The 25,227-nt window shown below is 64.6% G+C and carries 32 protein-coding genes and 1 tRNA gene; 21 read left to right on the plus strand and 12 right to left on the minus strand.

Annotation, left to right across the window (positions count from 1 at the left end; all coding sequences use genetic code 11):
* Positions 1-5 precede the first annotated feature (5 nt).
* The 9 genes from M2332_RS08355 (at position 6) to M2332_RS08395 (ending at position 5,946) form a co-directional block, all read left to right on the plus strand.
* Complete coding sequence (locus tag M2332_RS08355) at positions 6-296, plus strand: carph-isopro domain-containing protein (protein ID WP_264573705.1); 291 nt, start codon at positions 6-8, stop codon at positions 294-296.
* A gap of 133 nt (positions 297-429) precedes the next feature.
* On the plus strand, positions 430-693 hold the full coding sequence (locus tag M2332_RS08360) for a hypothetical protein (protein WP_264573706.1): 264 nt from the start codon (positions 430-432) through the stop codon (positions 691-693).
* Complete coding sequence (locus M2332_RS08365) at positions 693-1,025, plus strand: hypothetical protein (RefSeq protein ID WP_264573707.1); 333 nt, start codon at positions 693-695, stop codon at positions 1,023-1,025. Before M2332_RS08360 ends, M2332_RS08365 begins: the two co-directional genes overlap by 1 nt.
* A complete protein-coding gene (locus M2332_RS08370) occupies positions 1,022-1,525 on the plus strand; it encodes a hypothetical protein (protein ID WP_264573708.1) in 504 nt (167 codons plus the stop codon). Before M2332_RS08365 ends, M2332_RS08370 begins: the two co-directional genes overlap by 4 nt.
* Before the next feature lie 7 nt (positions 1,526-1,532).
* Positions 1,533-1,829, plus strand: a complete 297-nt coding sequence (locus M2332_RS08375; RefSeq protein WP_264573709.1) for an ogr/Delta-like zinc finger family protein — start codon at positions 1,533-1,535, stop codon at positions 1,827-1,829.
* 88 nt (positions 1,830-1,917) lie between these two features.
* Entirely contained in the window at positions 1,918-4,632 is a 2,715-nt protein-coding gene (locus M2332_RS08380; RefSeq protein ID WP_264573710.1) for a toprim domain-containing protein, read from the plus strand.
* Positions 4,633-4,791: 159 nt separating this feature from the next.
* On the plus strand, positions 4,792-5,037 hold the full coding sequence (locus M2332_RS08385) for a DUF2312 domain-containing protein (protein ID WP_264574926.1): 246 nt from the start codon (positions 4,792-4,794) through the stop codon (positions 5,035-5,037).
* Between the two features lie 100 nt (positions 5,038-5,137).
* Positions 5,138-5,761: a hypothetical protein gene (locus M2332_RS08390; protein WP_264573711.1), complete on the plus strand. Its 624-nt coding sequence runs from the start codon at positions 5,138-5,140 to the stop codon at positions 5,759-5,761.
* Positions 5,761-5,946: a helix-turn-helix transcriptional regulator gene (locus tag M2332_RS08395; protein WP_264573712.1), complete on the plus strand. Its 186-nt coding sequence runs from the start codon at positions 5,761-5,763 to the stop codon at positions 5,944-5,946. The genes M2332_RS08390 and M2332_RS08395 overlap by 1 nt, the downstream gene beginning before the upstream one ends.
* 9 nt (positions 5,947-5,955) lie before the next feature.
* Here M2332_RS08395 and M2332_RS08400 read toward each other — a convergent pair whose 3' ends face one another.
* Positions 5,956-7,293, minus strand: a complete 1,338-nt coding sequence (locus M2332_RS08400; protein ID WP_264573713.1) for a tyrosine-type recombinase/integrase — start codon at positions 7,291-7,293, stop codon at positions 5,956-5,958.
* 158 nt (positions 7,294-7,451) lie between these two features.
* Positions 7,452-7,542: transfer RNA gene (locus M2332_RS08405), tRNA-Ser, on the minus strand.
* Positions 7,543-7,767: 225 nt separating this feature from the next.
* On the opposite strand from M2332_RS08405, the gene M2332_RS08410 reads away from it, so the two are divergent.
* The gene (locus M2332_RS08410) at positions 7,768-7,953 is read left to right on the plus strand and encodes a DUF1328 domain-containing protein (RefSeq protein ID WP_264571939.1); all 186 of its coding nucleotides are present in this window, start codon (positions 7,768-7,770) and stop codon (positions 7,951-7,953) included.
* Between the two features lie 9 nt (positions 7,954-7,962).
* On the opposite strand, the gene rpoN is transcribed toward M2332_RS08410, so the two are convergent.
* The 5 genes from rpoN to M2332_RS08435 form a co-directional block, all read right to left on the minus strand.
* Positions 7,963-9,462: an RNA polymerase factor sigma-54 gene (gene rpoN, locus M2332_RS08415; RefSeq protein WP_264573714.1), complete on the minus strand. Its 1,500-nt coding sequence runs from the start codon at positions 9,460-9,462 to the stop codon at positions 7,963-7,965.
* A 41-nt stretch (positions 9,463-9,503) separates the two neighbouring features.
* Complete coding sequence (gene lptB / locus M2332_RS08420; RefSeq protein WP_264574927.1) at positions 9,504-10,271, minus strand: LPS export ABC transporter ATP-binding protein; 768 nt, start codon at positions 10,269-10,271, stop codon at positions 9,504-9,506.
* Between the two features lie 173 nt (positions 10,272-10,444).
* Positions 10,445-10,987, minus strand: a complete 543-nt coding sequence (locus M2332_RS08425) for an LptA/OstA family protein (protein ID WP_264574928.1) — start codon at positions 10,985-10,987, stop codon at positions 10,445-10,447.
* Between the two features lie 10 nt (positions 10,988-10,997).
* A complete protein-coding gene (lptC, locus tag M2332_RS08430; RefSeq protein ID WP_264573715.1) occupies positions 10,998-11,687 on the minus strand; it encodes an LPS export ABC transporter periplasmic protein LptC in 690 nt (229 codons plus the stop codon).
* The gene (locus M2332_RS08435; protein ID WP_181558577.1) at positions 11,680-12,297 is read right to left on the minus strand and encodes a ribonuclease D; all 618 of its coding nucleotides are present in this window, start codon (positions 12,295-12,297) and stop codon (positions 11,680-11,682) included. Before M2332_RS08435 ends, lptC begins: the two co-directional genes overlap by 8 nt.
* Before the next feature lie 268 nt (positions 12,298-12,565).
* Here M2332_RS08435 and M2332_RS16620 point away from each other — a divergent pair, with 268 nt between their 5' ends.
* On the plus strand, positions 12,566-13,384 hold the full coding sequence (locus M2332_RS16620; protein WP_319801314.1) for a cold-shock protein: 819 nt from the start codon (positions 12,566-12,568) through the stop codon (positions 13,382-13,384).
* A 104-nt stretch (positions 13,385-13,488) separates the two neighbouring features.
* Here M2332_RS16620 and M2332_RS08450 read toward each other — a convergent pair whose 3' ends face one another.
* On the minus strand, positions 13,489-13,980 hold the full coding sequence (locus tag M2332_RS08450; RefSeq protein WP_181558575.1) for a Dps family protein: 492 nt from the start codon (positions 13,978-13,980) through the stop codon (positions 13,489-13,491).
* 162 nt (positions 13,981-14,142) lie between these two features.
* The gene (locus M2332_RS08455) at positions 14,143-14,460 is read right to left on the minus strand and encodes a hypothetical protein (RefSeq protein ID WP_181558574.1); all 318 of its coding nucleotides are present in this window, start codon (positions 14,458-14,460) and stop codon (positions 14,143-14,145) included.
* A gap of 278 nt (positions 14,461-14,738) precedes the next feature.
* Here M2332_RS08455 and rpmG point away from each other — a divergent pair, with 278 nt between their 5' ends.
* Positions 14,739-14,906 carry a 50S ribosomal protein L33 gene (gene rpmG / locus M2332_RS08460; protein WP_181558573.1) on the plus strand — a complete coding sequence of 56 codons (168 nt, stop codon included), beginning with the start codon at positions 14,739-14,741 and terminating at the stop codon, positions 14,904-14,906.
* A gap of 126 nt (positions 14,907-15,032) precedes the next feature.
* Here rpmG and M2332_RS08465 read toward each other — a convergent pair whose 3' ends face one another.
* Positions 15,033-15,416 carry a response regulator gene (locus M2332_RS08465; protein WP_264573716.1) on the minus strand — a complete coding sequence of 128 codons (384 nt, stop codon included), beginning with the start codon at positions 15,414-15,416 and terminating at the stop codon, positions 15,033-15,035.
* Between the two features lie 83 nt (positions 15,417-15,499).
* Between M2332_RS08465 and M2332_RS08470 the strand changes: the two genes are divergently transcribed.
* From M2332_RS08470 to M2332_RS08485, 4 genes are all read left to right on the plus strand, one after another.
* On the plus strand, positions 15,500-15,769 hold the full coding sequence (locus M2332_RS08470) for a DUF3572 domain-containing protein (RefSeq protein WP_264573717.1): 270 nt from the start codon (positions 15,500-15,502) through the stop codon (positions 15,767-15,769).
* A complete protein-coding gene (locus M2332_RS08475; protein WP_264573718.1) occupies positions 15,766-16,404 on the plus strand; it encodes an HAD family hydrolase in 639 nt (212 codons plus the stop codon). Before M2332_RS08470 ends, M2332_RS08475 begins: the two co-directional genes overlap by 4 nt.
* Positions 16,405-16,446: 42 nt before the next feature.
* Positions 16,447-16,914: a RidA family protein gene (locus tag M2332_RS08480; RefSeq protein WP_264571932.1), complete on the plus strand. Its 468-nt coding sequence runs from the start codon at positions 16,447-16,449 to the stop codon at positions 16,912-16,914.
* Between the two features lie 157 nt (positions 16,915-17,071).
* On the plus strand, positions 17,072-18,217 hold the full coding sequence (locus M2332_RS08485) for a GNAT family N-acetyltransferase (protein WP_264573719.1): 1,146 nt from the start codon (positions 17,072-17,074) through the stop codon (positions 18,215-18,217).
* 6 nt (positions 18,218-18,223) lie between these two features.
* Here M2332_RS08485 and M2332_RS08490 read toward each other — a convergent pair whose 3' ends face one another.
* Positions 18,224-18,520 (minus strand): hypothetical protein, encoded by a 297-nt coding sequence (locus tag M2332_RS08490; protein ID WP_264571930.1) that lies wholly within the window; start codon positions 18,518-18,520, stop codon positions 18,224-18,226.
* Positions 18,521-18,631: 111 nt separating this feature from the next.
* Positions 18,632-19,474: a pantoate--beta-alanine ligase gene (gene panC, locus M2332_RS08495; protein ID WP_264573720.1), complete on the minus strand. Its 843-nt coding sequence runs from the start codon at positions 19,472-19,474 to the stop codon at positions 18,632-18,634.
* Between the two features lie 110 nt (positions 19,475-19,584).
* Here panC and M2332_RS08500 point away from each other — a divergent pair, with 110 nt between their 5' ends.
* The 5 genes from M2332_RS08500 (at position 19,585) to M2332_RS08520 (ending at position 25,196) form a co-directional block, all read left to right on the plus strand.
* The gene (locus M2332_RS08500) at positions 19,585-20,385 is read left to right on the plus strand and encodes a division plane positioning ATPase MipZ (protein WP_181558565.1); all 801 of its coding nucleotides are present in this window, start codon (positions 19,585-19,587) and stop codon (positions 20,383-20,385) included.
* 3 nt (positions 20,386-20,388) lie between these two features.
* Positions 20,389-20,817, plus strand: a complete 429-nt coding sequence (locus M2332_RS08505; RefSeq protein WP_264573721.1) for a molecular chaperone DnaJ — start codon at positions 20,389-20,391, stop codon at positions 20,815-20,817.
* Between the two features lie 42 nt (positions 20,818-20,859).
* Positions 20,860-22,242 (plus strand): phosphoglucomutase/phosphomannomutase PgmG, encoded by a 1,383-nt coding sequence (gene pgmG, locus M2332_RS08510; RefSeq protein ID WP_264573722.1) that lies wholly within the window; start codon positions 20,860-20,862, stop codon positions 22,240-22,242.
* A gap of 277 nt (positions 22,243-22,519) precedes the next feature.
* Positions 22,520-22,723 carry a hypothetical protein gene (locus tag M2332_RS08515; protein ID WP_264571926.1) on the plus strand — a complete coding sequence of 68 codons (204 nt, stop codon included), beginning with the start codon at positions 22,520-22,522 and terminating at the stop codon, positions 22,721-22,723.
* A 49-nt stretch (positions 22,724-22,772) separates the two neighbouring features.
* Complete coding sequence (locus M2332_RS08520) at positions 22,773-25,196, plus strand: ligase-associated DNA damage response DEXH box helicase (RefSeq protein ID WP_264574929.1); 2,424 nt, start codon at positions 22,773-22,775, stop codon at positions 25,194-25,196.
* The last annotated feature ends 31 nt before the right edge of the window (positions 25,197-25,227 follow it).

A 25,227-nucleotide genomic window follows, 5' to 3' on the forward strand; every position in this document is an offset into this window, starting at 1 on the left:
TGCGCATGAGTTCGGAACAGAACATTTTCAGTCTCTTCGGAGGTATTCGCCCCGCGGCCCGTGCCATTGGCGAACCACCATCCAATGTGGCCGCTTGGAAACGCGTGGGACGCATCCCCGCTGAGAAGCAGCCGCATGTCCTCAAGGTCGGTCAGGCTCTGGGGCTTCCGATTACCGCCGACCATGTTGTCTTCCCCCTCGGCCGCCCTGAAGCTGATGCCTCTGAGCTAGCCGATCCAACGAAGGCGGTCTGTTTCAATCAGGCGGACGAAACGAAGCGCGAGGGGCAGGACTGATGCTGGCCCTCGGCGCCATCCTTTTCCCACTGGCAGGGGCCGCTGCCCTCGCCACGATCATCAAAACCGGGGCGGACTATCGAGTGCAGGCGTGTGACGCCCTCTCCGTCCTTTTCAATGGAGGATCACAGCAATGATCAGCAGCCGCATCTACCGGCCGGGCGAGATCATGCCGGCGAACGAGTGCCGCTATTGCCATGGCAAAGGCACGCTGCAGAACGTCCATTCTTCCGCCTGGGTGGCGCCGCGGCTGATCCGCGTTCGCTGCACGCACAAGGTGGGCGACCCTTATGGCTTCGCCGAGCAGCAGCGCGATACTCTGCGCTATTGGCTGATCGGCCTTGGCATTGGTGGCGGTCTGCTCGCCCTTGCGCTCCTGCTGGGAGGCCACGGCTGATGACCTTCTCCCGTGTGGATCAAGAAATCATCCGCGCCATTGTGCGCGAAGAAATCGCGCTCGATGAGCTGAGCAAGCTTGAGTCTCCCACAGATAAGCCCGCCCAGCTCACCACGCGCGCGGGAGCTGGCGCACCTCCCACAGTGCCAGCTCCCACCAGCATTGCCAAGACTGCCGAATTCGTCGCGGCGCTGCTGCGCGAGGAGCGGGACCGCCGCTGCGATATCGAGGCTGTGACGGTGCATCACCGGGACAGGGGGACGGAGGTACGCCTCATCACCGGCGGCCGTTCGTTCACCCTCACCGTGAATGAACGGCAGGTGATGGCATGACCAAGCGCCGTGAACCGCTGAGCTTTGCTGCAGCCGTCAACACCGTGGCATCATTGGTGGGCTGGGAGAAGCTGGCGCAGATCCTCGGCAAGTCCGAACGGCTCATTCGTTACTGGTCTGATGAGGATCACCGCGCGCAGCCTTCGCTTGAGCAGGCCATGGCGCTTGACCGGGCCTATCTTGCCGCTGGGGGCAACCATGCCCCGGTGCTCGAGGCCTATGCCGACCAGCTCGACATGCATTCATGGGCGAGCAGCCCGTGCCATGCCGGTCTGGCATCGGACATATCTACTGCCACGCGCGAGACGGCCGAGGCGATCAGCATCAGCATCACCTTGATCCAGCCCGGCGCGACACTGCCAGAAATGCGTAGCGCCCAGCGCGAGGTGAACGAAGGAATCGACGCGCTCAATCGCGTCCGCGCCCGCCTGAACAGCATGATCGTTCATGACGGCGGCGCGAAGCAACGGGGAAGCCGCGCGGGGCGGCTTTGTGCATGAGGAGGCCATGTTGGCACGAGAAAATCACCGGATGCCGGGCGCGAGCTGCCCGGCCTGCGGGGGCGGTGCAAAGGCGCGCCGTGTGGGCAAGGTCGCGCTCACCTATCGCGAGATCTACTATCACTGCCGCGATGAGTTGGGCTGCGGCCATGTGTTCGTGGCGGAACTCACCGCGATCAGGACGGTGCGCGTGAGCCAGCGCAATCCGCCTATCCATCCGCTGCCGATTTCTGAGTGGCGCAGGGGGCCGGCGAATGACGACGTGCCCAGCCCTGAGCCAAATGCCGGCGCCCTGAAAGCCTAACGGCGGCCATCGCCTCACAGACTGAACACCGCCGCCCGGAAAGCCTCATTTCGGGAACGCTGCCCCTTTGCCTTTTGGATGCCACGCCGTGCGCGATGAACTGCTCAACGAACTGCTCCCCCGCCTCAAACGCGACTATGGCTTTGTGGAAAAGGGCGACTGGCTGCGCGAGGGCAAATGCCCTGAATGCGGCGCCAAGAAGTCGCTCTATACCCATGCTGAGCATCCATGGACGTTGCGTTGCGGGCGGCTCGACCATTGCGGCGCCGAGATCTCGGTCAAGCAGAGCTATCCCGACATTTTCGATGACTGGTCGAAGCGCCACAAGCCGACGCCCGAGAAGCCGAACGCCGCCGCCGATGCCTATTTGCGCAGCGCGCGAGGCTTCGACATCGCACCCCTGGCCGGACGCTATTCGCAGGAATGGTATCGCGACCCCGATCTCAACATCACCTCCGCAACTGTTCGATTCCCGCTGCCCGGTGGCGGCTATTGGCAGCGCCTGATTGATCAGCCCGGCCGCTTTGGTGACAAGAAGGCGACCTTTAGCCCTGGCTCAAAGCATCGCGGCCATTGCTGGCTTTACCCCGGCGATGGATTTGAGACGCTCGCCGCTGAGCGCGAAATCTGGATTGCCGAGGGCATTTTCGACGCGATCGCGCTGAGGCAGGCGGGCATTGCCGCCGTGTCGGCCATGACGTGCAACATCTGGCCGGAGCATTTCCTTGCGGATCTGCGCAAGGCCTGCGCGGATCTCAATCGGCCGATGCCCAAGATCATCTGGGCGTTCGATCAGGGCGCTGCCGGCGTGGAATGGTCTCGGCGCTTTGCCAAGCAAGCGCGAGAGGCAGGCTGGCCGGTGGGCGCCGCGCAGGTGCGCGTGGATGGCGAGGGCAAGAAGACCGACTGGAACGATCTCTTTCAAGCCGAGAAACTCACGCCCGAGCAGATCGAGGACTATCTCTGGGCGGGGGATGTTACGATCGCGCAAAGCGCCGATGAAAAGGCGTTCCTGATCTACAAGAAGCACCGCTCTGCATCTTTCCCGCTGGTGTTCAATGGGCGCCAGCTTTGGGCCACATTCTCGCTGGAGCGGATCGAGGGGCATCTTGAACAGCTGCGCGAGGCCGATCCCTCGATCACATCGCTTCCCTATGCCGAGCAATGGGAAATGGCCGCGCGCCAGTCCGTGGACATTGCCGAACTGGCGAACTGCACCTTTCGCACCCTCTATTTCCAGCGCGACACGAACATGGAGGAGGGTTCCTATTACCTGCGCGTCGACTTCCCTAAGTCGAAAGGCGGTCCGCGTAGAGACGCGGTGAAGGCGCCGTTCTCCGGCTCGGCCTGTGCCTCTTCCGGCGAGTTTAAGAAGCGGCTCGCCGCGGTGGCCGCCGGCGCGCAATGGACCGGCTCGAACTTCCAGCTCGACAAGCTGATGCTGCGGCAATGGACCGATATCCAGACCGTCGAGGCAATCCAGTTCACCGGCTATTCGATCGACCATGAGGGGTGGCTGCTCGGCGATTTGGGCGTCTCGAAAGGCAAAGTCGCGAAGGTCAACGAGGACGATTATTTCGTTTTCTCCCGCAAGGCGGTGAAGCTGCGCACGAGCGACCGCCTGCTTTCCATCAAATATGATCCCGACCAGCTCGATATCCGGTGGACGGGCGACATCTACCGGGCGTGGGGCGCCAAGGGCCTCGCGGTCATGACATTCTGGGGCCTCTCGCTCTTTGCCGAACAGATCCGCGCCATGCAGGAATCGCTCGCCTTCCTCGAGGTGACTGGCCCGCCGGGCACCGGCAAAACCACGCTGATTGCCTTCCTTTGGAAGCTCATGGGCCGTGTCGGCAACTATGAGGGCTTCGATCCAACCAAGGCGACCAATGCCGGCATCGCCCGGACGCTGGGGCAGGTGGGCAATCTGCCGGTGGTGCTCATTGAGGGCGACCGCAATCAGGACACGCCGCACAGCCGCCGTTTTGAATGGGACGAACTGAAGACCGCCTATAACGGCCGGGCCGTGCGCACCCGCGCGATCGCCAATGGCGGCATGGAGACATTCGAGCCGCCGTTTCGTGGCGCCATCGCAATCGTGCAGAATGATCCGGTCGAGGCCTCGCCGGCGCTGCGCGAGCGCATCATGGGCCTGTGCATCACCAAGGATGGCTGGGGGCCGCAGACCCGCGAGGCGGCCGAGCGGATCAACCGCTATGAGCGCGATCAGGTGAGCGGCTTCATCGTCCACATGGTCAAGCGAGAGGCCGAGATCCTCACACGCTACCGTGAACGCTTCGCCGTCCACTATGAGCAGATGCTCAGGCAGGAGGGCATTCGCAACGATCGCCTGGCCAAGAACCACGCCCAGCTGGCGGCGATGTTCGACGCGATGCGCATCGTGCTCACCAACATTCCCGATGATGTGGCGAGTGAGGTGCAGGCGCTCTTTCGCGTGATGCTGGCCGAGCGGCAGCGCCTCACCGAACATGATCACCCGCATGTCGAACTGTTCTGGGAGCGCTTCGATTACATCGAGGGGCAGGAAACCGAGAGCACGACGCACCGGATCAACCACAGCCGTATTGATGGCACGATCGCGGTCAACCTCGTGCAGTTCGAGCAGAAGTGCGGCGATCTGCGCCTCTCGCTGCCGCCAATCAACGAACTCAAGCGACTGCTGCGCACCAGCAGAAGCCGCAAATTCATTGCCTACAAGCCGATCAATTCCGGGGTGACTGGCAAGACCACTGCCTGCTGGGTGTTCGATCGCCCCGCCGGCTCCACCAGCAGCCATGCATAGGAGAGCGCCATCATGCAGCCACAGACCACCACGCCCACCGAAATGCGGATGATGGCCGTGCCGGATGGCATGGGCGGCACCGTCCACAAGCTGATGCCCGTTTCCGCCTCGGCAGCGGCAGGGAAGGGAAAGAAGAAGGGTCGGCCGGCACCGGACCCGATCAACGCGAATCCTGACGCGGCGGCTCAGAACCTGCGCCAAATCATTGAACGGCTCGAAACCCTCGAAGGGGAAAAGCGCGGCGTCGCCGACGATATCAAGGATGTTTACGCGGAAGCCAAAGCCACCGGCTATGACGTGAAGGCCGTGCGGGCGATCCTGCGGCTGCGCAGCCTTGATCCCAGCACCCGGCTTGAGGACGCGGCCATCCTCGAAACCTACCTCTGCGCGCTGGGGATGGAATGATGCTGGGCGCCATGCAGCGCACGCTGCTGATCCTCGCGATCATCATCGCGATCCCCTTCCTGTTCGCACGCGGTATCGCCCGCATTTCTGGAGAAAAGCGATGAGCTTTGATCTCTTTTTCCGCTGCATGTCGGATGAGAGCGCGGATCCGCTCACGGTGCCCAAAGCGGCGATCGTGGAAGAACTGGCCCGCGAGCTGCACATGCGGCGCCAGCATTATCCCGACCGGATCGCCAAGGGCAAAATGAGCCGGGAGGACGCCAATCGCGAGATCAGCATCATCGCTGCCATCCATGCCGATCTGGCGGTCGACCTGCTGCTCACCCCTGGCAGTGAGGACGCCGCTGCCAAGGCAAGGCGTGAGGCCGATGAGCGCCTCGCCCCGTTCAGCTGGCGCGAGCTGGTGAGCTGCCTCCGCCGCGAGATCGCGATACGCCGCAAATTCTATCCGCGCATGCTCTCCACCGGAGATCGATCGCCGGCCGACCTACGCGCCCAGCTCGAACGCCTCGAGGCTGCTCATTTTCTATATTGGGCGCTTGGACGGGGCTTTTGGCCAGAAGAGCTGACGCATTTTCGTGCCGATCCCACTGCGATGACCGCAGCGGATCATCGCATCTGGCGCGAAGCCTACGCCAAGCACCGCACCCACTTCATCCCGTTCACCCTGGCACCGCGCGGCGCATATGCATCCGTCGCCGAGCATCACGGAAAGGCCGCATAATGAACAACATTCCCCGCCTGCTCAACATCGCGCAAGTCAAGGAGCGGACTGCATTGGGCAAGACCGCCATATATGCGCGGATCAAACTCGGTACATTTCCGGCACCGGTGAGGCTAAGCCAGCGTTGCTCCCGGTGGCGTGAGGAGGAGGTAAGCAACTGGATCATGGGAGAGCATGGGACGTGATTTTGCCATTTATCGGCGCGAGCCGGGCCTGTTCGGTCCGGTCGCTGCCCATCGCATAGGTTGGCCGATGTGCAATCTTGGTGGCCACATGTCCTGCAGCAGAATTTCGGCCCATTCAGAGGCCAGCTCGCGCCGGCGCTCCATATAAGCCGCGCGATTGTAGGCGCTTTCGACTCTATTCTGCGGAATATGGGCGAGCATGAGATCGATTATCGCGCGATCGGGTGAGATGCCCGCATGCCCGCTGCTGCGCCATTGCCGCTCCGCACGCTCATTCATGATCGTTGAAAATGCAGCCCGGAACCCGTGCGGTACGTGACGCTGATAGTAGCCCGCTCGGATGAGCAGCGCGCGTATCGTGTTCTCGCTCATGGGGCGATGAGAATGTCGGTCACATGGGAAGATCAGTGGCCCGCTGCCGGTCAGGGCGCTTGCCGCCTCGATCACTTCGACGGCCGCCGGTGCCAAAGGCACAAGATGATCGCCGCCGGCTTCTCCCTTCCGATCTAGATCACCCTTCATCCGAGTAGACGGGATGCGCCAAAGAGGCGTCGGTCCATCCAGCCCCTCGAACTCCTCCCAGCGAGCCCCGTGCAGCTCGCCGGGTCTAACGGCCGTTAGCGCCAGCAGGCGCAGGGCAAATTTTGTGATGGGCCGGCACCGTTCCGCCTCGCAATCAATCAACAGCTGTCGCAACTCGCGCAAGTCAGTGATCGCTGGCTGCGCCTTTGCCTTCGGTTTGCGCGGAAGGGCGACGGCAAGGCTCGCCGCTGGATCCGACTCAATCAATCCTAAGGCAACGCCGTACACGAAGATGCCGCTGATGCGCTGCCGTGTGCGATGCGCAGTTTCGACAGCGCCGCGATCAACGATCGGCTGCAGCACGGTCATAACGGCGCGCGCCGTGACTTGGTCGAAAGGCATCGCACCGATACGCGGAAACACATCAGCCTCTAGGCTCGCCAGAACATCCGCAGCATGAACCTTCGACCAACGCGCTTTCTGCAGCCGATACCATTCGAGGCCGGCTTGCCTGAACGTGAAGACTGGCTTCGGCACCTCGGCGACTGGGAAAACGTTCGCATGCGTAGGCTCGACCCCGCGCACGAGCAGCGCCTTCGCCCGATCACGCGCCTCGCGAGCGTCTTTGAGCGACAAAGCAGGGTACTGCCCAATTACCAATGTTTTTTGCGCTGGCCGGCCGGCTGCGTTGCTCCCAAACTTGTAATTCAGGCGCCAGCTGCGCGTGCCGTGGACAGTAACCAACAGATAAAGCTGTCCCCCGTCAGTCAATTTGTAAGGCTTGTCCGCCGGCTTTGCTGCCCGCACCCGAGCATCACTCAACATCAGATACCATACGTCGCGAATCGGAAACCATACGGGAGACCATATCACGGCGAGAACAAATGCGAACCATCCTGCACCAGCACGAATGACTGCAGCGGCAATAAATGCCTATTTTCTGCTGTTTTTTGGACTTGAGCGGTCGTTTACGAACGGCCTGCTGGCGGAGCGGGAGGGATTCGAACCCTCGATACGCTTTTGACGTATACTCACTTTCCAGGCGAGCGCCTTCGACCACTCGGCCACCGCTCCGCATGCACTGGAGCCGTGCGCCCTAGCGGGGTCGCACGGGTTTCGCAAGGTGCCTTCGCGCATCAACAGTGACGAAGCAATGCCGCCCGCCGATGGGCACCCCGGCTGGCCGGGTTTGGCAGATTTGCGCATGAAGAGCCGCGCGCGTCTCGTCCTCCCCCGCCCAGCCGGGAACCGCCGCCGGGCGCGAGACGTTAAAACCCCTGTCAGCCACAGGAGCCCATCATGATCCGTCTTGCCATCCTCAGCCTGCTTATCGCCGGTGCGGCCGCCCTGATGGGCTTTGGCGGCGTCGCGGGAGCGTTTGTCGGGATTGCGAAGGTGCTGTTCTTCATTGCCCTTGCGCTGTTCGGGATCTTCCTGGTGCTCGGCATCCTTGCTGGCCGCCGTATGTCCCGCGTGCTCGACTAAGCGGCGCGGTTATCGCCCGCCCAGGGCTTTCTGCCGGCGGCGCTGGACGGACGACCCCAGCCCGATGGCCTCACGATATTTGGCCACCGTGCGCCGCGCGATGTCGAAGCCGCGCTGACGTAGCAGATCGACCAGGGAGTCGTCAGAGAGGATCGCATTTGGCGGCTCGTCGGCGATCAACTGTTTGATGTGGCTCTTCACCGCCTCGGCCGATGCTGCTTCTCCGCCATCTGCTGCGGCGATCGCACTGGTGAAGAAGAATTTGAGCTCATAGGTCCCGCGCGGGCAGGACAGATATTTGTTGCTCGTCACCCGGCTGATCGTGGACTCGTGCAGCCCCACCGCTTCGGCCACCACACGCAGGGTGAGCGGCCGCAGATGGGCAACGCCGTGGCGGAAGAAGCCCTCCTGCCGCCGCAGGATTTCCTCGGTCACCCGTAGGATGGTGCGCTGGCGCTGGTCGAGCGCCTTGATGAGCCAGTTGGCACTGGCAAGGCAATCCGACACCCAAGCCCTGGACGTTTTGTCCCGCGCGCCGCTCGCCAATTGGTGATGATAGCGGCGATTGACGAGGATGCGCGGCAGCGTCGCACCGTTGATCTCCACGGACCAGCCATTACCCGCAGGCGCGATGAGCACATCCGGCACCACGGCTGCGGGCCGATCATTGGCGTAGCGCAAGCCGGGCTTGGGATCATAGCCGCGCAGCTCGCGGATCATGTCCGCCATATCCTCCTCATCCACCCCGCAAATCCGGCGCAGATGCGCGATCTGCCCTTTGGCGAGAACGTCGAGATTGGCGATCAGCGTCGCCATGGCCGGGTCATAGCGATCCACCTCTTTGGCTTGCAGGGCGATGCATTCGCTGAGGCTGCGCGCCGCGATGCCGGCGGGATCGAACCCTTGGATGACGGCCAGCACCGCCTCCACTTCTGCCAGCGGAACGCCCAGCCGGTAGGCGGTCTCCAGCAGATCGGCCTCCAGATAGCCGGCATCGTCGATCTGGCCGATCAGCTGCTCGGCGATCATCAGTGCCCGGCCGGAGAGCGCAGCACCGGCCTGGTGCATCAGATGCTCATAAAGGCCCTGCTCGGGCGCGGCGAAACTGTCGAAATCCGGTCCGTCCGCACCGAAGTCAGCGGAGGACCGGCCGGGGTCCACCCCGCCCGGCAGCGCGCGGTCGCCGGGGCCGTCATCGATGAAGGTCTCCGCACCGTGATCGACGTCCAGCGGCCCATCCGCCTCGCCGCTGCCCTTGCCGATCAGCACGTCGGCCGGAGCGTCGGGGCCCGATTGCGGTTCTACGCCGTCCGGAAGCTCGGCCTGCTCCCGCGCGGGCAGCGCGATGTCTGTGCCGGCTTCCAGCAGCGGATTGCGCTCCAGCTCGCCGCCGATGAATGCCTCAAGCTCCAGATTGGACAGCGCCAGCAGCTTGATCGCCTGCTGGAGCTGCGGCGTCATCACCAGCGACTGGCTTTGCCGAAGATCGAGGCGAGGCGCCATCGCCATGGGTGGTGCTGCCCCTCAGCCTGTCCGCGACCGGCCCGCCATCACAGCGAGAAACTCTCGCCTAGATAGAGGCGGCGGACATCGGCATTGGCGACCAGTTCAGCGGGGCTGCCGGCAAACAACACCTTGCCATCGTAGATGATGCAGGCGCGATCGACGATCTCCAGCGTCTCACGCACATTGTGATCGGTGATGAGCACGCCAATGCCGCGCGTCTTGAGATCCTTCACCAGATCGCGAATGTCCGCGATGGAGAGCGGGTCGATGCCGGCAAAGGGCTCATCAAGCAGCACGATGGACGGATTGGCTGCCAGCGCCCGCGCGATTTCGCAGCGCCGACGCTCACCGCCGGAGAGCGCCATGGCAGAACTCGCGCGCAGGCGGGCGAGGCCGAATTCCTCCAGCAGCGTCTCCAGCTTCTGTGCCCGCGCCGCCTTGTCCGGCTCGGCCAGTTCCAGCACCGAGAGAATGTTCTGCTCCACGGTCATGCCGCGGAAGATGGAGGTTTCCTGCGGGAGGTAGCCCAGCCCCAGAATGGCGCGGCGATACATGGGCAGGCCGGTGATATCGGTACCTTCCAGCAGGATGCGGCCCGAATCGGGCTTTACCAGACCCATTATGGAATAGAAGCAGGTCGTCTTGCCTGCGCCGTTCGGCCCGAGCAGCCCGACGACTTCGCCATGGCCGACCTCAAGGCTGACATCGGCGAGGACGGTGCGCTTGTCGTAGCTCTTGGCGATAGAAATGACCTGCAGGCGATGATCCTCCGCCGCGCCGGCGGGGTCGTCCGCGATTGCGGGATCGCGCATCGTGTCTGCCTCACTCATCGCCTTGTCCTCATTTCCAGATCATCCTGATCGCCGGCCCTGTCGAACCGACGCTCCTCCGCAGCTTCCACGATCTGGCAGGAAAATTGCATGGAGACCGAATCGTTCAAGGCAGCGAAAAAGGCAAGCTTTTTGGCGCCGCGTCCGGCCTTTTCCTACTGATCGCCGCTCTGGCGAACCTGGAACGTGCCGGAGACGCGACCACCCGACTGGGTGGTGCCCGGCGCGCCGCCTGCGGCAGAGCCATCCACCGTCGAGCGGCCACTGGCCAGATCGATGACGAGGCGCGAGCCGGTGAGGCGGTTGCCGCCCTGATTGAGCTGCACATTGCCGATCATGGTGATCAGCCGGCGATTGAGATCATAAATGGCGACCGAGCCACTGGCCCGCTCGTTGCCGCGCGTCACGACGACACCGCCCGAGGCGTCGAGTCGGTCGATCTCGATGCCGCCGGTGTTGTGATAGGCCACGGTAAGACGTTGCGCCGTCATGGTCATGCCGGCCTGCGTCACCTGCACATTGCCGGAGACGACGACGCGGTCGGCGCGATCCTGCACCTCGATACGGTCCGCCGAGAAATCGACCGGCGCGCGTGTATTGTGCCCCCGCAGAACCTGCGCATCGGCAACGCCGGCAATCGCGACCAGAGTGGACCCGGCCAGGGCGCCGGCAGCGACAAGAAGGAAGGGTCTGCGCATCGACATGCCCTTAGCGCCCGACCTGCTCCATGCGCAAGCGGGCGTTGCCCTCCAGCGTGACGGTGCGCCCCTCCAGATCGGCCTTAAGATGATCGGCGCGGAACGTGCCGGTCGGCATCCGCCCCTCGACATCGCCCCGGCTGCGCAAGTCCCGCTCCTGCAGTCGAATGTCGACATCGCGCGTGGTGAGCCGATAGCCATTGGCGCTCTGGAACTGGATCGGCCCGTTGACCGCGACCGTCTCATTCTCGATGTTGTAATTGCCTTGCCGCGCGGTGACGACGGCCCCGCCGCCTTCCATCTGCAACCGCGCCTCAAGCTCGTTGAGCTGCACGATCGGATCGCGCGAGGTTTTTTGCAGCGCAGAGCCGGCACGCAGCGAGAAGGGCCGGCCCTCGCCATCTTCGCCGCGATACAGCGCCTCGGTCACCTTCAACCGCTCGCTCGCAACATCGACCTTGTTCTTGTCGAGCACGAAGCTGACCTCGGTCTGGTGGGTGAACGGCGCCGCCAGCAGGAAGGCGCCCAGCACACCGGCAGAGATCGGCAATACCCGCTTGAGCAGGGTCACCAGCCTGTCGTGACTGCCGCCGGGCGCGGCCCAGCGCTGCAGCCGGCTGTGCTCGGCCCGGGCCAGCGCCGACGGCGCCAGCTCGTCCTCGGACCGGGACGTCCCGCGCAGGGCACGCCCTTTACGCATGGGCGAAAATATCTGTCTCCGGCCAGCCGGCGAGATCCAGCAGCGCCCGGTGTGGCAGGAAGTCGAAACAGGCCTGGGCGAGCGCGGTGCGCCCTTCCCGCTCCAGCCTTATGTCCAGTTCCGCCTTCAACTGGTGGAGAAAGCGCACGTCGGACGCGGCATAATCGCGCTGCGCCTCGCTCAGCACCGGGCCGCCCCAGTCGGAACTCTGCTGCTGCTTGCTGATGTCCATGCCCAGAAGCTCGCGGACCAGCTCCTTGAGGCCGTGGCGATCGGTATAGGTACGCACCATGCGCGAGGCGATCTTGGTGCAGTAGACCGGTGCCGCCAGCACGCCCAGATAATGCTGAAGCGCCGCGATGTCGAAGCGGCCGAAGTGGAAGAGCTTGAGTCGCGTGGGATCGGCGATCACCGCCCGCAGATTCGGCGCGGCATAGCTGCTCCCCGGCGAGAAGCGGACGAGATGCTCATCGCCCTGCCCATCGCTGATCTGCACGACGCACAGGCGGTCGCGCGGGGTGATCAGACCCATCGTCTCGGTATCGATGGCAACGGCGCCCGGCGCGAGCACATCGGCAGGCAGGTCTTCTTCATGAAAATAAACGGTCATGCCGCTCCTCTTAGCTGCATGACCGGGCCAGGGAAACCTCCGAAAAAGGCAAGACGGCAGAGCGCCTCCCCAGCGCTGCGGATCGGGCCGATGTTGCCCGGGAGCGGGATCGACGTTCAGCGCGGCAATTGCGCCAAAATCATTCGCGCTTTGCGAAAAAGGCCGCTATAGCGACGCTTGGCCGAGTGTGGCCTTGGTCGAGTCCCTGTGCATGTCGTCCGGCATGGGTGCGGATCGAGAGTGGACGAGCGAAAGTGATTAACAGGGCATGAGTTTTGATAGAGGGCGCCGCGGTCGCGGCAGGGACAAGCGGGACAGCTTCGGAGAACCCCAGTTCGACGCCTTTCCGGAATATGGTGGCAGCAGTTACGGTGGACCTCGCGGCGGCGGTGATCGCGGCGGCTTCGGCGGCGGCGGCGGTTTTGGCGATCGCGGCGGCTTCGGCGGCGGCGGTGGCGGCGGCTTCGGTGACCGCGGCGGTGGCGGCGGCGGCGGGTTCCGCAGCGGCGGCGGCGGTGGCGGCGGCTTCCGCGGCGGTGGTGGCGGCGGCGGCGGCCGTGGCGGTATGCCCGCGCAGGTCGTTGGCGAAGGCTCCGGCACGGTCAAGTTCTTCAATGCCCAGAAGGGCTTCGGCTTCATCGTCCGTGACGATGGCGCGGAAGACGTGTTCGTGCACATCAGCGCTGTCGAGCAGGCTGGCCTGACCGGCCTCGCCGAAGGGCAGCAGCTCAAGTTCACGCTGGTGGACCGTGGCGGCAAGATTTCCGCAACCGATCTGGTGATCGACGGCGAGCCGCTCCCGGTTCCCGAGCGCGCTGCAGACCGCGCACCGGCCGAGCAGCGTGGTGGACCGTCGCGTCAGCTCACGGGTGAGCGGGCCAGCGGCACGGTGAAGTTCTTCAACGCTATGAAGGGCTTCGGTTTCATCCAGCGCGATGACGGCCAGCCCGATGCGTTCGTGCACATCAGTGCTGTCGAGCGTGCCGGCATGGTTTCGCTGCAGGAAGGCGACCGTCTGGACTTCGAACTGGAAGTCGACCGTCGTGGCAAATACGCCGCCGTGAATCTCGAGCCCAAGTCCGAGTAACAGGCGACTCACTTCGCAAGAAAAAGGGCCGGGATGAAAATCCCGGCCCTTTTTGTGTGTCCATCGCCACAATTTCAGCGCGGCGATGGCTCAGTCCAAATGGATCAGCCGTTGCGGCTCGTTTCGAACAGGAACCACGCCCGCTGCTCGGCCTGATCGGTCCAGTCGTCGATCAGCCCATCGGTTGCATTGTCGCCGGCGGCCTCGGCCAGTTCCTTGGCGGCACGCAGCGATTCCACCAGCGCCATATTGTCGGCCCGCAGCTCCGCCAGCATGTCCGCAGCGGAGACGAAGTCGTCATTGTTATCCTGAATGCTCTGCTTGCGGGCGATGTCGCCAATGGAGCGCAGCGCAGTGTTGCCGGTCTTGCGAATCCGCTCGGCGATCAGATCCGTCGTCGCAAGAATCTCGGCCGCCTGTTCGTCGAACATCAGGTGATAATCGCGGAAATGCGGGCCGGAGACATGCCAGTGGAAATTCTTGGTCTTGAGGTAAAGCGCATAGCTATCCGCCAGCAGGCCGTTCAGCGCGTCGGCGACGGCCTTGATGGCATTTCCCTTCAGGTCCGTGGGCGTCTTGAGCGCTTTGTCTGTCATGAAAGGCCTCCAATGGTTGATGTGTCTGACGTAAATTTCGGAACGTCGAACGTTCCCCACGCCCCGCTTATGCCAGATGGAACTCGGAATGACGAACAGATAGGCCCGCACAGATTGATCGACGAAATCAATCAACACTTATGCGCCGGCGCAATGAAGCGATCAGCGACACCCCCGCAGGGCGGCCGCGGCAAGGTAGACGCGCGCAGTCTGGGGCGCAGCCGAATCACCCTGGGCAGCGTCCCGCATGAGCGTGAGATAGGTCTGCGCGACCTGGCGGTGGCCGTTATAGGCCACCACCGACTCCAGCAGGCTGGCCAGTCCTTCCACCGCGGCAAAGTCATGCCGGCGCGCGAACAGCCGCAAATCTTCCAGCCGCTCGCACAGGGAGAAGAGGGACAGGCCCGTGCAAGCCCCCTCCAGTGCCTCGATGCGGCCAAGCATCTGATCGCGAACCAGACGGTCCGAGCCTTGATACATCCCGATTCTCCCATCTCGCCTTGTCCATCGCGAATCGGTTCTTGCCAGCCTCGCGAGTCAGGCTTGTGACAACGGCACCATAAGCGCCCATCGTTAAGCTTCGGTTTTGCAGCGAAGAGCGGCGACTGCGGCGACTCCTTCCCTTGACAAGGGCCGGCTTTTCCCGCATTGGCCGCCGCCGAACGGGTCTCGCCAGAGGCGGAGCCCGTCTTTTGCATGTATGTCAGCGCACCGCACCTGCCCGCAGGGAGGTCGCTCAATTATTTGAGGAATTGGCCATGGCGAAGCCCGCCACAGTGAAGATCAAGCTGGTCAGCACCGCTGACACGGGCTTCTTCTACGTGACCAAGAAGAACCCCCGCACGCAGACCGAGAAGTTCACCTTCCGCAAGTACGATCCCGTCGTGCGCAAGCATGTCGAGTTCAAGGAAGCCAAGATCAAGTAAGTGCCACGGCGGGCCTGTCGGTCCGCTCGCTCGTGCATGACGCTTCAGGCTCGGATCGCGCGATCCGGGCCTTTTTGCGTGCGGCAGCGTGACGATAAAGTGTGACGATGGCGCGCGAGGTAGCGCTCAGCTCGCCAGCGCAGTCGGCGCGATCAGCCCGTTGACGACGTTCATGAACATGAGCACCGAAATCGGCTTGGAGACGTAGGCATTCGCCCCTGCCTCCCGAATCCGCGCTTCATCGCCCGGGGCGGCATAGGCCGTCACAGCCATGATCGGCGTCTCTGTCAGAGCCGCGTCCGCGCGGAAGGAGGCGATGAGGTCCAGACCGTTCACATGCGGCAGCTGGATGTCCGTGATGATGAGATCGGGCTGGAAGGCGGATGCGCGGGCGAAGGCCTCCCGCCCGTCTCGCACCGGCTCTGTCTCATGCCCATGCGCGCGGAGCAGGTCGCAAAACAGCTTCATGTTGAGCTCATTGTCCTCGACAACCAATATGCGTTTTGACACGAACAGTCCTTATGCCGATGGACGAAGCCATTTTTGCAGCCGCGCAGGGGAGAACCTCCCGCTGCCCGGCATACAGGTGAACAATGCGGACCTATCCGATCCCTCAAGATGATGAAACCATGGCGCTGCGCCTCGTGGGATGGATTGTGGCTGATTCGGTCCGTGCCGAACGGATGCTCAGTCTCACCGGGCTGGAGCCGGATGCGCTGCGGCAAGCCCTAACCGATCCCGCCACGCTGGGTGCGCTGATGGATTTCGTCATCAATCACGAGCTGGACCTCCTGGCCTGCGCGGAAGCCCTGGAAGTCGCGCCGGCGGATCTCGTCGCCGCACGCGAGCGGCTCGGCCGATGAGCCGCCCGCTCATCATCAGCGATTGCGACGAAGTGCTCATGCACATGGTCGTCCCCTTCCGCGCTTGGCTGGAAGAGCAGCACGGCATCGACTTCAGCTTCTCCGGCGGCTTCGAGCGCGCGCTGCGCCACAAGACCAGCGGCGACCTGATCGAGCGCGAACTGGTCTGGACCCTGCTCGGCGCCTTCTTCGAGACGGAAATGCATCGTCAGACGCCAATTCGCGGCGCGGTGGAGGCGATGGCGCGAATCGCAAAGCGGGCGGACATCGTGATCGTCACCAACATCGGCGAGGAACGCGCGCAGGCCCGCGCCGACCAGATCCATGCGCACGGCCTCCCCTATCCGGTGATCGGCAATCGCGGCGGCAAGGGACCGGCGGTGCGCAAGCTGCTGGACGAGCGCAAGCCGGGCCTGAGCATCTTCATAGACGATCTGGGCGCCAATCATGTGTCCGTCGCGCGGGACGTGCCGGAATGCTGGCGGCTGCACATGGTCGGGGAGCCGGAATTCGCCCCCCATGTCGAGCCGGTGCGCGAGGCGCATGAGCGGATCGACGACTGGGACCGTGCCGAGGCATGGATCATGGCCCGCATTGACGAGTATGACGCGATTGCCACCGGGGCGTTGTCCTAGCCGGTCTTGACGCATCTGCGGGCTCATGCTCTGGCTCCGCCCATGAGCAAGATCGACCAACACCTCGCCGCGGAGAATATCTCCCTTCCGCAAGCCGCCGCCCCCGTCGCCGCTTATGTGGCTGCGGTGCAGACCGGCAACCTGCTGCACATCAGTGGCCAACTGCCCTTCGCGGCCGATGGCGCCCTCATGAAAGGCAAGATCGGCGGCGAGCGCGATCTCGATTGGGGCGTCGCGGCTGCAGAACGCTGCGCGCTGATGCTGGTGGCGCAGATGAAAGCGGCGCTGGGCGGCGATCTCGACCGGGTCGAGCGCATCGTGAAGCTCGGCGCCTTTGTCGCCAGCACCGCTGAGTTCACCGATCAACCCAAGGTCGCCAATGGCGCCTCGGAAATGATGGTCCGCATCTTCGGCGATGCCGGCCGCCACGCCCGCAGCGCCGTGAGCGTACCAGTGCTGCCGCTCGATGCGTCGGTGGAAATCGACGCCATCGTGCAGATTCGCGACTGAGCGCCTAGCGCCCGGCCCGCATCGTGGCGGCGTTGGGCGCGATGGACCTGCGGGCACTGGCAATTTCGCGCCGGACGTCCCATGTTCGGCCCGTGCTGCACGACGTCGCTCCGTTTCGCTCTCTGCCCACATTGGAGCACCGAGAGGCGCAGCCCTCATGAGCGACGCGCTGACTGTCCACCTCACCCAATCCGTCGCAGCGCTGGACAAGGCGCAGTGGGACGCATGCGCCGGCCCGGATAATCCCTTCGTCAGCCATGACTTCCTCTCCATCCTGGAAGAATCGGGCAGCGTCGGCCCGGGCACGGGCTGGTCGCCAGCGCCGATCACCATTCAGGACGGCCGTGGCACCCTGATCGCCGCAGCGCCGGCCTATCTCAAGGGGCATAGTCAGGGCGAATATGTGTTCGACCATGGCTGGGCGGACGCCTGGGAGCGCGCTGGCGGGCAATATTATCCCAAGCTGCAGATCGCCGCGCCCTTCTCCCCCGTGCCGGGGCCGCGCCTGCTGCTGCGCGACGCCAGCAAAGGCCCCTCGCTGATCGCGGGCATCGAGGCGGTGGTGGACCAGAATGAGCTGTCCTCCGCCCACGCGACCTTCATCACGCCGGAGGAATGCGCGCTGTATCGCGCGGCGGGGTGGCTCATCCGGCAGGGCAGCCAGTTCCACTGGGCCAATGAGGGTTATGCCAGCTTCGATGATTTTCTCGCCCGCCTCTCCAGCCGCCACCGCAAGGATCTGCGCAAGGAGCGCGCCAAGGCGCAGGCCGGGCTGGACATCCGGCACCTGACCGGCGACGCCATCGAGGAGCAACATTGGGATGCCTTCTGGGATTTCTACCAGGATACCGGCAGCCGCAAATGGGGCCGCCCCTATCTCACCCGCGCCTTCTTCTCGCTGCTCGGCGCGCGCATGGCGGACCGGGTCCTGCTGATCTTCGCCTATCGCGACGGACGGCCGATTGCCGGGGCGCTCAACCTCATCGGCGGCGATGCGCTGTACGGGCGTTACTGGGGTTGCAATGAGGAGGTGCCGTTCCTCCACTTCGAGCTTTGCTATTATCAGGCGATCGACGCCGCCATCGCGCGGGGCCTTGCCCGCGTCGAGGCCGGCGCACAGGGCGAGCACAAGCTCTCGCGCGGCTATCGGCCGGTGCCGACCTATTCAGCGCATTACATCCCGCATCCCGATTTCAGGCGCGCCGTGGCGGACTTCGTCGAGCGTGAGGCCGCCGCCGTCGCGGATGAACGCGAATGGCTGGATGAACGCGCGCCGTTCCGCAAGGGTGGAGACGCGGGCTAAAGCCGATCAGGCCGCGACGCGCTGGCTGGTCTCGATCGTCCAGGCGCGGGCGAGGCGCTGGGCCTCGGCGATTTCCCGCGCGGTCATTTCCTCGGCGATTTCAGCGCGGCAGGTCTGTGCCTCGCGGCTGCCTGCCTGCGCAGCCAGATTGAACCAGCGATGCGCTTCCACAAGATCGACGGACAGGCCGCCGGTGCCGCAACTATAGGCCACGCCAAGATCGAAACAGGCCTGTGCATTGCCGAGCGCGGCGCGCGTGCGGCTTTCGATCAGGACCCTGGCATTGTTCATGCTTGTACCCACGAATTCCCCCCAAACACAGGTTCGCGATACCGCAACCAAGCACGCCAGCTCTTGCGAAATGGTTAACGGTGCAGAAGGGATGTTAGCGCCCGGATTTGCTCGGGCATGTCTTCAGGGGTGGATGGGGATATTGTCGATCAGGCGCGTGCTGCCGATCCGCGCCGCCACCAGCAGGCGCGCGGGCCGGTCCAGCCGGGTCATCGGCTCCAGCGTGTCAGCATCGCTAAGCAGGAAATAATCGACCGAATCGAAGCCCGAATCGAGCAGATAGCGGATCGCCCAGGCCTGCACGGCGGCGACATCCTCGCCGGCGCTGATGCCTTCCCCTGCGCCCACCAGCGTCTCCGGCAAGGCGGCCGCGCGCGCGCGCTGGTCGGCAGTGAGATAGGCGTTGCGGGACGAGAGGGCGAGGCCGTCATGGTCACGCTGCGTCTCCACGCCGACGATCTCCACCCCCAGGTCAAGATCGCGCGTCATCCGCCGGATGATGGCAAGCTGCTGATAATCCTTCTCGCCAAAACAGGCGATGTCCGGCCGGACCTGATTGAAGAGCTTGGTGACGACCGTCGCCACACCCTCGAAATGGCCGGGCCGCCATTCGCCATCCAGCCGGGCGGACAGGCCATCGACATTCACATGGCTGGTGAAGCCGGCAGGGTACATGGTCGCAACGTCCGGCAGCCACAGGGCGGCAACGCCCGCCTGCGCCAGCATCGCGGCATCGTTCTCCTCGCGGCGGGGATAGGCCGACAGATCTTCATTGGGGCCGAACTGGGTGGGATTGACGAAGATCGACGCGACGACATGGCTCGCCCGACGCCGCGCTTCCGCGATCAGCGCCATGTGCCCGGCGTGTAGTGCCCCCATGGTGGGGACGAAGGCAATGCGGCCCGCATCCGCCCGCAACGAGGCGAGACCGGTTCTGAGCGAGGGAAGGTCACGGAAGATTTGCACGCGGCACGAGGCTCCGATAAGGCCGGCGGAGAAGGTCGGGGCTGGCTTCGCTTGTCCTGACCGGACGGTCAAGAGGCCGTAACCACCCAGAAAGAGTTTCGACCCAGCCCATGTCCAGCGCCGCGCCGCATCTCATCGTCTTTGCCAATGAAAAGGGTGGCACAGGCAAGTCCACCACCTGCGTCCACACCGCCGTCGCGCTGGCTGCGCAAGATGTGTCCGTGGCCCTGATCGACCTCGATCACCGGCAGCGCACCTCTGCTCGCTACCTTGAGAATCGCGAGGCGACCGCGCGCCGTCGTGAGGTGGACCTGCCCTCCCCCAGTTACGCCGTCTATGATGGCGACAGCACGGCGGGCCTGAACGAGGCCATCGCCAAGGCCGCCAGCCAGGCGCAGGTCGTCATCATCGACACGCCCGGCCGCGATGATCCGATGGCGCGTTATGCCGCGGCGGCGGCGAACACGCTCGTCACGCCGATGAACGACAGCTTTGTCGATTTCGACCTCATCGGGCAGGTCGATCCGGAGAATTTCAAGGTCAAGCGGCTGAGCTTCTACTCGGAGCTGATGTGGGAAACTCGCAAGACCCGCGCGAAGGCCGACGGCGCCTCGATCGACTGGGTGGTGCTGCGTAACCGCCTGCATCACATGGAAGCGCGCAACCAGAAGCGCGTCGGCGATGCGCTCTCGGAACTCGCCCGCCGCGTGGGCTTCCGCGTCATTCCCGGCCTGTCCGAGCGCGTGATCTTCCGCGAACTCTTCCCCTCGGGCCTGACGTTGCTCGATCGCGGCCATCTCGGTGAGCTGGGCGTCAGCCATCTGGCCGCCCGGCAGGAACTGCGCGAGATGATCGCCGGCCTTGCGCTGCCGATGCTCGGCGGGGCGCCCCAGAAAAAGAGCGCCGCCTGAGGGATGTTGCTGCTCGCTATCGCTCTGGGCGGGCTGGGCCTCTGGTTCTGGTACCGCCTCCGCAAGAGCGGGCGCAAGGTGCCGGCGGCGTGGCTGGGTATCGCCGGCACGCTGATCGGCACGATAATGATGACCAAGGGCATGGCGGTGACAGGCGCGCTGGTCGCGACCGTCTCCGGCCTGTGGCTGCGCTTTGGGGACAGTCTGGCAGGCGGGCGCGCGCCCTCCCCCGCTCCGCTGAGCGCGCGCGATCTCAGCCGCGCGGAAGCGGCCGACCTGCTTGGCGTGTCGATCAATGCCAGCCGCGACGAGATCATCGCCGCGCATCGCAAGCTCATCGCCAGAAATCATCCGGACGCCGGCGGATCGCCCGGCCTCGCCGCGCGGATCAATGCTGCGCGTGATACGTTGCTAAAATCGCAAGAAACATAAGCTAGCCGGTTCGCTTTCCTTCGACCTTCTCCGGGACTTTCCATGACGCATCAATTCCATCCGACCACGCTGCGCGAATATGACATTCGCGGCATCATCGACGAAACGCTGGGCGAGGCGGATGCCTATGCCATCGGCCGGGGCTTCGGCACGCGTGTCGCGCGGCTCGGCGGACGGGCCGTCGCGGTCGGCTATGACGGGCGCCTCTCCTCGCCGATGCTGGAGGAGGCCCTGGTGCGCGGCCTCAATGACAGCGGCATTCACGCGGTCCGCATCGGCCTCGGCCCGACGCCGATGCTCTATTATGCCGAGGCGGTGCTGGATGTGGACGGTGGCATCCAGATCACCGGCAGCCACAACCCGGCCAATTACAACGGCTTCAAGATGGTGCTCCAGAAAGGCCCCTTCTTCGGCAAGGACATCCAGAGTCTGGGCACGATGGCGGCGGCCGGCGATTGGGTCGACGGCAGCGCCGGCAGCGAGCAGGTCGACATTCTCGACCGCTATGTCGCTCGCTTGATGGAAGGCTTCGACGGCCAAGCCTACAAGATTGGCTGGGATGCCGGCAACGGCGCCGCCGGCCCGGTGATCGACCGGCTGGTGAAGCTGCTGCCCGGCGAGCACCACACGCTGTTCACCGATGTCGACGGCGATTTCCCGAATCACCACCCGGACCCCACCGAGGAGAAGAACCTTGTCGACCTGCGAGCGCTGGTCGCGGAGAAGGGCCTCGATTTCGGCCTCGCCTTCGATGGCGATGGTGACCGGATCGGCGCCATCGATGGCGAAGGGCGTATCATCTGGGGCGACCAGCTTCTTGCCATCCTCGCCGAGCCGGTGCTCACCGCTGAACCGGGCGCCACGATCATCGCCGATGTGAAGGCCAGCCAGGCGCTGTTCGACCGGGTGGCGGAACTGGGCGGTAAGCCGCTGATGTGGAAAACCGGCCACAGCCTCGTCAAATCCAAGATGAAGGAGACGGGTAGCCCGCTCGCTGGCGAGATGAGCGGCCACATCTTCTTCAAGCACGAATATTATGGCTTCGACGACGCCCTGTACGCGGCCGTTCGCCTGATTCGCGCTGCCAGCACGCTGGGGCGCAGTGTAACGCAGCTGCGCGGCGCCATGCCGGCCATGGTCAACACACCGGAGCTGCGTTTCCAAGTCGATGAGAGCCGCAAATTCGCCGTGATCGAGGAAGTGCTGCGCCGACTCGCCGAATCCGGTGCGACGATCGATTCCACGGATGGCGCGCGCGTCACCACGCCGGACGGCTGGTGGCTGCTGCGTGCATCCAACACACAGGATGTTCTGGTCGCCCGCGCCGAGGCACGCGACGCCGACGCGCTGGACCGCCTGCTGGCGCAAGTCGATGAACAGCTTGCACTTTCTGGCCTGGAGCGTGGTCCGGCCGCTGGGCATTAACGTCAACCAGATGCGTAGACTGAAGAGATCGATTGCAAATTGTGCAATCAACACTCTTCATTTCGCAATTGCAGGAAATTCGTATGTAACGCATACAGTTCCTGCCTTTCAGGCATCCTCTCCTAAAACTTCCAGGCCGTCCTTCGGGGCGGCCTTTTTTTTGGCTTACCGCCCGCCATCCGTCACCCAGTGAGGCGCGCCGAACCGGCTGCGCGGCCAGCCGCGAAACTCAGGCGGCGCCCATGCGTTTAATGGGTTTGGAAAATAGGAGAGAAACATGGGCAGCCTCTGGAGCCTCATGACCGTTGTCGGGCCAGTCCTGTTTGCCGCGGTGCTGGTCTACGCAATCTGGCGCAACAAGCGCGATACCAAGCCGGGCGACGAAGCGCGGAGCGACCGCGCCGCAAAGGACCTGCGCGACAGTCTCGACCGAGAAGACAAGCGCCGGGATGGTAAGGAGCCCTATTCCACCCGGGCTTGAGTAAGCATGGCGGGGCATCCACATTGAAGGCATGGCCCCGCGCGCGTACATGACACCATCCCTGCCGCCCCTCATCACGGGATGGTTCGACCGGCGGGGCTGGTCCGTCCGTCGCCATCAGCAGGCGATGCTGGAGGCAGCGCAAGCGGGGCGCCATGCTCTGCTCGTCGCGCCCACAGGAGCCGGCAAAACGCTCGCCGGCTTCCTGCCCACGCTGGCCGACCTCGCGGAGGCGCCGACAGAAGGCCTGCACAGCCTCTATATCTCCCCGCTCAAGGCGCTGGCCGTGGATGTGCAGCGTAATTTGCTCACCCCCGTCAGCGAGATGGGCCTGCCCATCCGCATCGAGACGCGCAGCGGCGATACGCCGTCCGATCGCAAGGCCCGGCAGCGGGCCAAGCCGCCCCACATCCTGCTCACGACGCCCGAATCGCTCTCCCTGCTGCTGACCTACCCCGATGCGGACCTGATCTTCGCGTCCCTCAAAACCGTCATCATCGATGAGATCCATGCCTTTGCGAGCGGCAAGCGCGGCGATCTGCTGGCCCTGTCCCTCGCCCGCCTGCAGAGCATCGCACCTGACCTCCGCCGCGTCGGCCTATCGGCAACCGTGGGCGACCCCGATGCCTATCGACGGTGGCTGGCGCCCGCCGGCGCGCAGGAAGAAGTGGCGCTGGTCGAAGGCGAGCCGGGCGCCGCGCCGGACCTAACTATTCTCATGCCGCAGGGCCGCGTGCCCTGGTCCGGCCACAGCGGCAAATATGCGGCGGGGCAGGTGATCGACATCATCCGCCAGCACCGGATGACGCTGGTGTTCTGCAACACGCGCGGTCTCGCCGAACTCATCTTTCAGGAATTGTGGGCGGAGAATGAGGATACCCTGCCCATCGGCATCCACCATGGCAGCCTCTCCCGCGAGGCGCGCCGCAAGGTGGAGGCCGCGATGGCGGCCGGCAAGCTGCGCGGCCTTGTCGCCACCGCCAGTCTCGATCTGGGCATCGACTGGGGCGACATCGACTGCGTGATCCAGATGGGCGCGCCGAAGGGCAGCTCGCGCCTGCTCCAGCGCATCGGCCGCGCCAATCACCGGATGGATGAGCCGAGCAAGGCGATCGTCATCCCAGGCAATCGCTTCGAGTATCTGGAGGCACAGGCCGCCTGGGACGCCGTGATGAGCGGCGAGCGCGACGCCGACGATTTCCGCCCCGGCGCGCGCGATGTGCTGGCCCAGCACATCATGGGGCTGGCCTGCGCCGGCCCGCTCGATCCTGCGGCGTTACTTGCCGAAATCCGCACCGCCACGCCTTATGATTGGCTGGACGCGGCCCAGCTTGAGGACATTCTCCAGTTCGTCTCCACCGGTGGCTATGCGCTGCGTGCCTATGACCGGTTCCAGCGCCTTGTCCGCACGCCCGAAGGCCTCTGGCGCATTGCCCATCCCCGCCTTGCCCAGCAGCATCGGCTGAACGCCGGCATCATCGTCGACCAGCCGGCGCTCGATGTGCGCTTCAGCAACGGCCGCAAGCTCGGGACGGTGGAGGAGAGTTTTGCCGCGACGCTCAGCCCGGGCGATCGCTTCTTCTTCTCCGGCCTCTCACTGGAGCTGGTCCGCCAGACCGAGGCCGAGCTGTTCGTCAAGGCGACATCCCAGCAGGCCCGCATTCCAAGCTGGGGCGGCACGCGCATGGCGATGTCGACGCATCTGGCCGGCCGCGTGCGCGCTTTCCTGGCCGATCCGACGCAATGGAACCGCTTCCCGCCCGACGTTCATGAATGGCTGGCGATGCAGGCGGTCCGCTCCGTCCTGCCGCAGCCCGAGCAGTTGCTGGTCGAGACCTTCCCGCATGAAGGGCTGCACCACATGGTGGTCTACAGCTTCGAGGGGTGGAACGCGCATCAGTCGCTTGGCATGCTGCTCACCCGCCGCATGGAAGAGCGCGGCCTCAAGCCCGTCGGCTTCGTCTCCAACGATTATGCGCTGGCCGTCTACGGCCTGGAGCCCGTGACCGACCCCCGCCCGCTCTTTTCCGCCGACATTCTGGACCGTGAGTTCATCGCCTGGGTCGAGGAAAGCAGCCTGCTCAAGCGGGCCTTTCGCGACGTGGCGGTGATCTCCGGCCTTATCGAACGCCAGCAGCCGGGCGCGCGCAAGACCGGGCGGCAGGTCAGCTTCTCGACCGACCTCATCTATGACGTGCTGCGCCGCTACGAGCCGGAGCATCTGCTGCTCAAGGCCGCCTGGGCCGATGCCCGCGCGCGCATGACCGATGTGGGGCGCCTGGGTGAGCTGATCGACCGGGCCAGCGCCACCATGCTGCACAAGCCGCTCGACCGGGTGAGCCCGCTGGCCGTGCCGGTGCTGATCATGATCGGGCGCGAGCATGTGGCCGGTCCGCAGACGGACGACAGCCTGCTCGCGGAGGCCGAATCGCTCGCCCGCATTGCCATGACGCCCGACGCGCCGGCCGGCTAGCACCCGCCCGCCCCGGATCGCTTTGGCGAGA

The sequence above is a fragment of the Sphingobium sp. B11D3A genome (assembly GCF_025961695.1).
Lineage (GTDB): Bacteria > Pseudomonadota > Alphaproteobacteria > Sphingomonadales > Sphingomonadaceae > Sphingobium.

Coding starts and splice junctions, on each gene's coding strand:
- pgmG (WP_264573722.1), top strand. CDS start 20,860: ATGACGCATCAATTCCATCCGACCACGCTGCGCGAATATGACATTCGC.
- M2332_RS16620 (WP_319801314.1), top strand. CDS start 12,566: ATGAGTTTTGATAGAGGGCGCCGCGGTCGCGGCAGGGACAAGCGGGAC.
- M2332_RS08475 (WP_264573718.1), top strand. CDS start 15,766: ATGAGCCGCCCGCTCATCATCAGCGATTGCGACGAAGTGCTCATGCAC.
- M2332_RS08390 (WP_264573711.1), top strand. CDS start 5,138: ATGAGCTTTGATCTCTTTTTCCGCTGCATGTCGGATGAGAGCGCGGAT.
- M2332_RS08370 (WP_264573708.1), top strand. CDS start 1,022: ATGACCAAGCGCCGTGAACCGCTGAGCTTTGCTGCAGCCGTCAACACC.
- M2332_RS08520 (WP_264574929.1), top strand. CDS start 22,773: ATGACACCATCCCTGCCGCCCCTCATCACGGGATGGTTCGACCGGCGG.
- M2332_RS08450 (WP_181558575.1), bottom strand. CDS start 13,980: ATGACAGACAAAGCGCTCAAGACGCCCACGGACCTGAAGGGAAATGCC.
- M2332_RS08375 (WP_264573709.1), top strand. CDS start 1,533: ATGTTGGCACGAGAAAATCACCGGATGCCGGGCGCGAGCTGCCCGGCC.
- M2332_RS08395 (WP_264573712.1), top strand. CDS start 5,761: ATGAACAACATTCCCCGCCTGCTCAACATCGCGCAAGTCAAGGAGCGG.
- M2332_RS08410 (WP_264571939.1), top strand. CDS start 7,768: ATGATCCGTCTTGCCATCCTCAGCCTGCTTATCGCCGGTGCGGCCGCC.
- lptB (WP_264574927.1), bottom strand. CDS start 10,271: ATGCGCGATCCCGCAATCGCGGACGACCCCGCCGGCGCGGCGGAGGAT.
- M2332_RS08515 (WP_264571926.1), top strand. CDS start 22,520: ATGGGCAGCCTCTGGAGCCTCATGACCGTTGTCGGGCCAGTCCTGTTT.
- M2332_RS08435 (WP_181558577.1), bottom strand. CDS start 12,297: ATGACCGTTTATTTTCATGAAGAAGACCTGCCTGCCGATGTGCTCGCG.
- M2332_RS08455 (WP_181558574.1), bottom strand. CDS start 14,460: ATGTATCAAGGCTCGGACCGTCTGGTTCGCGATCAGATGCTTGGCCGC.
- M2332_RS08470 (WP_264573717.1), top strand. CDS start 15,500: ATGCGGACCTATCCGATCCCTCAAGATGATGAAACCATGGCGCTGCGC.
- lptC (WP_264573715.1), bottom strand. CDS start 11,687: ATGCGTAAAGGGCGTGCCCTGCGCGGGACGTCCCGGTCCGAGGACGAG.
- M2332_RS08360 (WP_264573706.1), top strand. CDS start 430: ATGATCAGCAGCCGCATCTACCGGCCGGGCGAGATCATGCCGGCGAAC.
- M2332_RS08480 (WP_264571932.1), top strand. CDS start 16,447: ATGAGCAAGATCGACCAACACCTCGCCGCGGAGAATATCTCCCTTCCG.
- rpmG (WP_181558573.1), top strand. CDS start 14,739: ATGGCGAAGCCCGCCACAGTGAAGATCAAGCTGGTCAGCACCGCTGAC.
- rpoN (WP_264573714.1), bottom strand. CDS start 9,462: ATGGCGATGGCGCCTCGCCTCGATCTTCGGCAAAGCCAGTCGCTGGTG.
- M2332_RS08365 (WP_264573707.1), top strand. CDS start 693: ATGACCTTCTCCCGTGTGGATCAAGAAATCATCCGCGCCATTGTGCGC.
- M2332_RS08485 (WP_264573719.1), top strand. CDS start 17,072: ATGAGCGACGCGCTGACTGTCCACCTCACCCAATCCGTCGCAGCGCTG.
- M2332_RS08500 (WP_181558565.1), top strand. CDS start 19,585: ATGTCCAGCGCCGCGCCGCATCTCATCGTCTTTGCCAATGAAAAGGGT.
- M2332_RS08400 (WP_264573713.1), bottom strand. CDS start 7,293: ATGTTGAGTGATGCTCGGGTGCGGGCAGCAAAGCCGGCGGACAAGCCT.
- M2332_RS08505 (WP_264573721.1), top strand. CDS start 20,389: ATGTTGCTGCTCGCTATCGCTCTGGGCGGGCTGGGCCTCTGGTTCTGG.
- M2332_RS08425 (WP_264574928.1), bottom strand. CDS start 10,987: ATGCGCAGACCCTTCCTTCTTGTCGCTGCCGGCGCCCTGGCCGGGTCC.
- M2332_RS08355 (WP_264573705.1), top strand. CDS start 6: ATGAGTTCGGAACAGAACATTTTCAGTCTCTTCGGAGGTATTCGCCCC.